The following is a 7024-nucleotide window of genomic DNA, read 5'->3' on the forward strand; positions in this document are numbered from 1 at the left end:
TATCTCGCGCGCCCGCGCCGGGCGCGTCGTCCACCTCGACCTCACCGGCGCCGCGCCGGCCGTGACGCGCGTCGTCCCGGGCACCGCCGCGGGCCACGACTCGCAGCTGGCCTTCAGCCCGGACGGCACCCGCCTGTTCGCCGTCAACGGCGCCAACGGCGGCGCGGGCGACGAGATCGACCCGGTCACGGACACCGTCACCGCCCGCTTCACGCTCACCACCACCAGCGTCGACTTCCGCTACCCGCAGGTGAGTCCGGACGGCACGCGGCTCTACGTCGTCGACGACACCATCGAGGGCGCAGGCCCGTCGGTGTACGTCCTCGACACGACGACCGACACGGTCGCCCAGGGCGAGGCCCAGGCGCTCAACGAGGAACGCGTCAACGGCTTCGCGGTCGGCCCGGACGGGCACACGCTGTACGCCGGCGGGACGGTCGCCTCGACGGCGAGCCTGCAGATCGTCGCGCTGCAGTAGGGCTTGCCCACGTGTGGGGCTGTCGGCCGGGCGCGCTATGTTGCGTCGCATGACAGCCGCTCACATGCCCATCGCCGAGTTCCTCGACGGGGACGAGGTCGTCGCGGGGGAGCACCTCGCCGGCGACCTCGCCTTCTGGTTCGCCCACTTCGTGATCTCCTTCGGCGTGGAGGACGAGACGGCCGAGGAGTGCGGCGTCGACGCGGACGCCCACGAGGCGATGATCGAGCGCCTCGGCGACGCCGAGGCGCCGGGCACCGCGCTGCGCGTGCCCTTCGACGGCGGGCACTCGGCGTACGTCGTCTGGCAGAACTGGGAGGACGAGAGCACCGTCGACTACCTCGTCCACCACCCCGCGTGGGGCCGCCTCGGCTTCCTCGCCCAGGACGGCCCGCACGGCTCCGGCCCCGGCCTGTCCTGGCCGGAGCTGGTGAAGCTGGCCGGCAGCGCGCAGGACGGCGCCGACGGCCTGGCCGACCCGGCCCGCCGCCTCCTGCTCCTGCTCCCGGCCCTCGGCGACGCGGAGACTCCGGCCGAGGCGCGGGGCGTCGTGGCGAACGCACTCGCCGACGTGGGGTTCCCGGCCGAGGCGGTGGACGAACTGGCCGGCCACCTACTGGGCGACCCGGGCAGCGCCCACCAGCCGGCGTGGAGCGTCCGCGAGGGCAGCCCGATCCCGGTCTGCTCGTCCGACTACAGCCCGCGCCGGGTCCCGCTGGCCCTCGGCATCACGCCCGAGCAGGCCAAGGCCCTGGCGGCCGCGCTGGGTTGTTGATCTTCCGCGTTTCGGGCGAAAGTCCGCCGGCGCCGGTCTGCATCCGAACGTCGGGCAGGTAGACATGCCCGGCATGGAGCGAAGCACGAGAGGGCGGTTCCCGGCGTTCGCCTTGGCCGCACTGCTGGTGATCGGGCCGGCCGGTCCGGCCACCGCGACGCCCGACGGGTCCCGGGTGGCGCGCGGCGTGACGTACCGCCTGCTGGAGGTGCCGACGGGCCGTGGGCCCGCCCGGCTGCACGTGGTGACCGTCGACCTCGACCGGACGGGGGTGTCGGTCGGCCTGCTGTACCCAAGCGCGGTGGCCGCGCGGGAGCCGCTCACCCGGCTGGCCGGGGAGCGCGGCGCGGTGGCGGCCGTGAACGGCGACTTCTTCAACATCAGCGAGGAACAGCACCCTGGCGTCCCGGCCACCGGCGCGCCGGTCGGCCCGGAGGTGGCGCAGGGCCGGCCGCTGAAGGGGGCCGTACCCACCGCGCAGCGCTTCGGCTGGACGCTGCCGCCGGGCGGGACGGTCGAGGACGTCCTGGCGGGCGGCTTCGACGGCCGCCTCCGGCTCGGGCGTCTCCACCTGCGCGGCACGGTGGACAGCCCGCGGGGGACGGTCCCGCTGCGCGGCCTGAACCAGTACGCCATCGCGGAGGACGGCATCGGCGCCTTCACCCCCGAGTGGGGTGACACCCCCCGCGCCCGCGCCGTCTGCGGCACGGACCTCCACCGCGCCGCGCCGTGCAGCAGCGAGACGTTCGAGGTGACCGTGCGGCACGGCCGGGTGGTCTCCGAGCAGCCGGAGCCGGGCAGCGGCCGGGTGCCCGACGATGCGGTGGTCCTGCTCGGCCGCGAGGCCGGCGCCCGCCACCTGCGCGGCCTGCGGGAGGGCGACCGAGTCCGGGTCGACTACCGCCTGGCCGACCGGGACGGCCTCCCGCCGCGCTGGGCCCTCGGCGCCTCGCCGATCCTGCTCGACGGCCGACCGCTCACCGGACAGGACGCGAGCCGGCGCGAACCACGCGCCGCAGCCGCCCTGACCGGGGGCGGCCACACCCTGCTGCTGGTCGCCACGGACGGCCGCAGCGACGACGCCCCGGGCCTGACGATGCGCGAACTGGCCGACACCCTCAAGGACCTGGGCGCCACCACCGCCGTCCAGCTGGACGGCGGCAGCTCCGCCACGATGGTCACCCGCGACCCGTCCACCGGCCGTCCCGCGGTGCGCAACCAGTTGGACGGCGGCGAGCGCCCGATTGCGAACGGCATCGGCGTCTTCGTGCGGTGAACGGGCCGGTCACTCCGCCGTGGGCAGGAGGTACACGCGCGTGAAGTGCCGTCCGACGGTGGCACACCGGACGTGACCGCCGACCACCCGCCCGTCGCCCACCGCGAGGGAAGCGTGCAGGTGCGCCTGCCCGTTGCGGACCTCGCCCACGGCACTGACGATCTCGCGAGACCGCGAAGGTCCTCGACGCACGGGGCGGGGGCATCGACCTCTTCCTCGCCCGCCGCCGGGCGTAGGCGGCGGCGAGAAAGGTCGTAGAAGAAAAAAAGTGTTATCCGCCGGGCCGTACAGGGTCTCCGAGGCGTGGGACCGAACGCGGCCCGCGCCGCGGCTGGAGGGTCTGCGGCGAGGGTGCGGGGATTTGCAAGATGGGGCTGCCCCGAACGCGTCCGGTCCCACCGTGCGGACGGTTCTCCCCTTCCGACCCGCACGCCCCGGCGGTCCGTTCGCATCCCCCCACACAAGCAACGGACCGCCGGGCCCGACGTGACCGTCGACCGGGCCGGCGTCCGTTCAGGAGGGCTCGGCCTCGCCGAGGCGTTCGCGTACTCGACGGATGCGGGCCCGGGCGCGCTCCTCGGCGTCGGTGCCCTTGTGGACGCGCCGCTCCAGTACGCCGATCACGTCCTTGCCGAGGGGGAGGTCGGGCGACTTCCTCCACCTCTTGGGGCGGTGGCGGTGCAGGTCACGATCGATCGTGTCCGTACCCGCTTCGCCGGTCGCGTCGGCCCCGGTGGACGCGGCCAGGGCCAGGTGTTCACGGCGTCGGTTGGCGCTGTTGACCGCCCGCTTGTTCCTGCGGATGTTCTTGCGTGAACTCTTGTCGTTCTCGCCGTAGTTGTTGCGTCCGTCCTTGAGGTAGCTCAGCAGCTTCTTCTGCTGAGGCGACTTGCGCTCCATGACCGGCCCCCGTCCGTCCACCGTTCCGGTCAGGCTAGTCGGGCCGGTCGGCCGGGGGCCAACGGATTGCCCGGTACCCGCGACCTGCGCGTCCTGTCCGTCCGTATTCCCACTACGCGCGTCGAACTGCGGGAACCTCTTCCGGTCCGGTTCACGTCATGGTCATCGGAGAGCTTGCAACCGGCAGTCGGGGGGAGTGGTCGTTGATGGACATCAAGGCGCGCGTGGGGAGTATGGGCAACCGGTCGCGGGTGACCCTCGCGGTAGGGGCCGTCGCCGTGGTGGCGGCGGCCTGGGCGGTTCCGACGGTGACCGGGTCGCTCCACTCCCCTCAGCAGAACGTCGCCCGGGAGCAGGGCGGCGGCGCCACCACCGACGGCCACAACAGTGACGGCAGCGCCCAGGGCGGCGACGGCGGTACGCAGCAGCAGAGCGGGATATCCGACGGCATAGCCCACGCCTCCGAGGCGGGCGGCAACGCCGTCAACATCACCATCGACGACGGCCCCGACCCCGTGTGGACCCCGAAGGTCCTCGACGTGCTCAAGCGGCACGGCGTGAAGGCGACGTTCTGCATGATCGGACCGCAGGCCAAGGCCCACCCCGACCTGGTCAAGGAGGTGATCGCGGCAGGCCACCGGCTGTGCGACCACACCGTGGACCACGACACCTCCATGGACAAGAAGCCCGTCGCGTACCAGCAGAAGGAGATCCTGGACGCGAAGAAGATGATCGAGGACGCCGCCGGCGGCGGTGCCCAGGTGCTGTACTACCGGGCCCCCGGCGGTGCGTTCACGCCCGACAGCCGGCGCATCGCCGCCGCGAACGGGATGCGTCCGCTCGGCTGGAACATCGACTCCAAGGACTTCGACAAGCCCGGCACCGCCGCCATCGTCGGCACGGTCAAGAAGGAGATCGGCAACGGTCCGACCCTCCTGTTCCACGACGGCGGCGGCGACCGCCAGCAGACCGTCGAGGCCCTCGACCAGGTGCTCACCTGGCTGAAGGCCCAGGGCCGCGCGACCGGCTTCCCGGTCCGGACGACCCCGTGACGCGCCGTCCGGCGGCGAACGGCTGACGGCCACCGGGGGGAGCGGGCGGAGGGGATCACCGGGCGGGGGCGACGGGACGAAAGGGGTGCGTCCTCCTTATTGACGCCCCGTCTAACCCGTCGGTAACTTCGAGGACATGCCAACGAAACCCCGTCCCACCGGGGGAGTTGAGCGAGCCGCAGTTCGTGCCGTCCCCACGCCACCCCCCGGGGTGCGGCACGATACCCCCCACCGAAGGAGCACCCCCATGCCGCTCCGTGCTGCCGCGTCCCGCGTGTCCGCCGTCGCCGTTGCCGCCGCCGCAGGGTTCGCCCTCGTCGCGGCCAGTCCGGCGGCCGCCGAGGGCCCGGTGAGCTACATAGCCCTCGGCGACAGTTACAGCGCCGCCTCCGGCAACTTCCCGCTCGACCCCACCGCACCGCTGCTGTGCGCCCGTTCGACGAAGAACTACGCGCACCTCATCGCCGCGCGCACCGGCGCCCGCCTCACGGACGTCAGCTGCGGCGGCGCCCAGACGAAGGACTTCGCCGGGGGCCAGTACCCGGGCGTCGCGCCCCAGCTCGCCGCCGTCGGCGCGAACACCGACGTCGTCACGCTGACGATCGGCGGCAACGACAACAGCACCTTCATCAGCTCGATCCTCGCCTGCGGCAGCCTCGGCGTGCTCACCGCCGGCTTCGGCAGCCCGTGCAAGGACGCGTACGGCGACAGCTTCAACCGGACGATCGACACCAAGACGGGCCCGGCCGTCGAGGCCGCGCTGCGCGCCGTGAAGAACAAGGCGCCGCACGCGCGCGTCGCGATCCTCGGCTACCCGTGGATCGTCCCGGCGACGGCGGACCCGTCCTGCTACCCGAAGATGCCGCTCGCCTCGGGCGACGTCCCGTACCTGCGCGACCTCCAGACCCACCTGAACCAGGCCGTCAAGAAGGCGGCTGCCGCGACCGGGGCCACCTACGTCGACATGAGCGCCGTGTCGAACGGCCACGACGCCTGCGCGCCGGTCGGCACGCGGTGGATCGAGCCGCTGTTCTTCAGCACGAGCCTCGCGCTCGTCCACCCCAACCCGCTGGGCGAGTCGAAGATGGCGGACCAGGCGATGGCCGCCCTCCACCTGGGCTGAGCGCCCCTACGGCCCGGCGCCTCTACCGCCGGGCGCCTACGAGTGAGCGCCCACCACCAGCCACCGCGCCGGCAGCTCGATCGGGCTGCCGTCCGCGGCGGACTCCGTGAGGGACAGCGGCATGTCGCCGGATGCGAGGACGGCGAGCCCGGCGGCGCGGAAGAGTTCGGCGAAGGTCCCGTCGGCGACCTCGGCGGGCGCGAGCCCGTGCGCGAAGACGGGCCGCAGCTTCGGCGGCGGCCCCTCCGGGCGCTGGGCGAGGCCCATGAGGACGGGCTTCGCCGCCTCGGACAGCTCGACGACGAAGGCCCGGCCGCGCCGCCCGGCCAGCGTCGCGACGGCCTCGGCGACCGGTCCGTCGGTCATGACGTGCTCCCGTGGGTGCTGGGTGGGTGCTGGTCGGACGGGACGGGACGTACGCGCACGCTTCCATTAGCTCATCGGGCACCGACGGGGGCAACTCCGCTTGCGTTCCGCCGCGCGGTGTGGTTGGCGCTGTGGTTACGCGTGCAGGCCGCCGAGGAGCGCGGCGAGGTAACGGTGGGCGGTGCCGAGGCGGTTGGAGCGTGCGGAGGCGGGGGCGGTCGTGTGGTGGACGTCGACCGCGTGGGCGACGCCGCACATGAGCGGAACGAGGTCGGCGGCGGTCACGTCGCGGCGGACGACCCCGGCCTCGTGGGCGCGGTGCAGGAGCGCGGTGCCGGCCGCGAACAGCGCCGCCTTGAGCTCGGTCGTGCGCGGCAGGGCGTCCGTCGCGGCGGCGGTGACCGGGGTGAGGGAGGCGTCGGTGACCTGGGCCTCGACGGTGCGGTACAGGAAGCCTTCCAGTGCCGACCAGGCGTCCGCGTCCGTGTCCGCAGCCGCAAGGGCCTGCTCGCCGTGGGCGACCAGGCCCTCCAAGCACGGCGCGGCGACGGTCTCCAGCAGCGCCTCGGGGGTGGCGAAGTGCCGGTAGACGGTGCCGACGCCGAGCCCGGCCCTGCGCGCGATGTCGTTGAGGTGGAGCGGCTCGCCCCGGTCGACGAGGCCGCGGGCGACGGCGACGATCTGCTCCCAGTTGCGGGCGGCGTCCTTGCGCAGCAGCGGCGGCGGCGTCGTCGGAGTTGGGCGCGGGGTCGGCATCCGGCCATCCTAACCGGATGGGTGATCCGGAATGCCCCGGGTGGTCAGGGCGACTCGAGCGGGGCGTGCAGCTCACTGAGCCGGCGCACGGCGGCCGCGACGCGCGGGTCGGTCGCGGCGCGGAAGGCTGTCACCGGACGGCCGCCGGCACCGATGACGACCCCGGTCCGGCCGGCCGGTCCTTCAGCCGTGGCGGCGTCGATGGTCGGTCGCGGGGGGGCGGGCGCGGGGCCGGCCCTGGTGGCCGGGCTCATGCCCCCGCCCCGCGGCCCGCGCCGCCGTCTTCCTGGAGCCCATC

8 protein-coding genes and 2 pseudogenes are annotated in these 7024 nt (G+C 73.9%); 5 read left to right on the forward strand and 5 right to left on the reverse strand.

Features of this window, described 5'->3' with window-relative positions; translation table 11 throughout:
* The 3 genes and pseudogenes from ACFV4F_RS41455 to ACFV4F_RS41465 form a co-directional block, all read left to right on the forward strand.
* Positions 1 to 478: pseudogene (locus tag ACFV4F_RS41455) on the forward strand (hypothetical protein); the annotation flags it as partial.
* A 49-nt stretch (positions 479 to 527) separates the two neighbouring features.
* Entirely contained in the window at positions 528 to 1253 is a 726-nt protein-coding gene (locus ACFV4F_RS41460; RefSeq protein ID WP_380510861.1) for a hypothetical protein, read from the forward strand.
* Positions 1254 to 1326: 73 nt separating this feature from the next.
* Entirely contained in the window at positions 1327 to 2529 is a 1203-nt protein-coding gene (locus tag ACFV4F_RS41465) for a phosphodiester glycosidase family protein (RefSeq protein ID WP_380510864.1), read from the forward strand.
* 9 nt (positions 2530 to 2538) lie between these two features.
* Here ACFV4F_RS41465 and ACFV4F_RS41470 read toward each other — a convergent pair whose 3' ends face one another.
* Complete coding sequence (locus ACFV4F_RS41470) at positions 2539 to 2991, reverse strand: PCC domain-containing protein (RefSeq protein ID WP_380510867.1); 453 nt, start codon at positions 2989 to 2991, stop codon at positions 2539 to 2541.
* 51 nt (positions 2992 to 3042) lie between these two features.
* Positions 3043 to 3429, reverse strand: coding sequence for a hypothetical protein (locus ACFV4F_RS41475; protein ID WP_380510870.1), 387 nt, complete (start codon positions 3427 to 3429; stop codon positions 3043 to 3045).
* Between the two features lie 206 nt (positions 3430 to 3635).
* Here ACFV4F_RS41475 and ACFV4F_RS41480 point away from each other — a divergent pair, with 206 nt between their 5' ends.
* Positions 3636 to 4481 carry a polysaccharide deacetylase family protein gene (locus tag ACFV4F_RS41480; RefSeq protein WP_380510873.1) on the forward strand — a complete coding sequence of 282 codons (846 nt, stop codon included), beginning with the start codon at positions 3636 to 3638 and terminating at the stop codon, positions 4479 to 4481.
* Positions 4482 to 4728: 247 nt separating this feature from the next.
* Positions 4729 to 5604 (forward strand): SGNH/GDSL hydrolase family protein, encoded by an 876-nt coding sequence (locus ACFV4F_RS41485; protein WP_380435350.1) that lies wholly within the window; start codon positions 4729 to 4731, stop codon positions 5602 to 5604.
* A 36-nt stretch (positions 5605 to 5640) separates the two neighbouring features.
* Here the strand turns inward: ACFV4F_RS41485 and ACFV4F_RS41490 are convergent, their stop codons facing one another.
* From ACFV4F_RS41490 to ACFV4F_RS41500, 3 genes and pseudogenes are all read right to left on the reverse strand, one after another.
* Entirely contained in the window at positions 5641 to 5970 is a 330-nt protein-coding gene (locus ACFV4F_RS41490; protein ID WP_380510876.1) for a hypothetical protein, read from the reverse strand.
* Positions 5971 to 6105: 135 nt separating this feature from the next.
* Positions 6106 to 6726 (reverse strand): TetR/AcrR family transcriptional regulator, encoded by a 621-nt coding sequence (locus ACFV4F_RS41495; protein ID WP_380510878.1) that lies wholly within the window; start codon positions 6724 to 6726, stop codon positions 6106 to 6108.
* A gap of 44 nt (positions 6727 to 6770) precedes the next feature.
* Positions 6771 to 7024, reverse strand: a pseudogene (locus tag ACFV4F_RS41500) (short-chain dehydrogenase); the annotation flags it as partial.

Origin of the sequence: Kitasatospora sp. NPDC059722, assembly GCF_042733235.1 — a bacterium.
Classification (GTDB): Bacteria; Actinomycetota; Actinomycetes; order Streptomycetales; family Streptomycetaceae; genus Kitasatospora.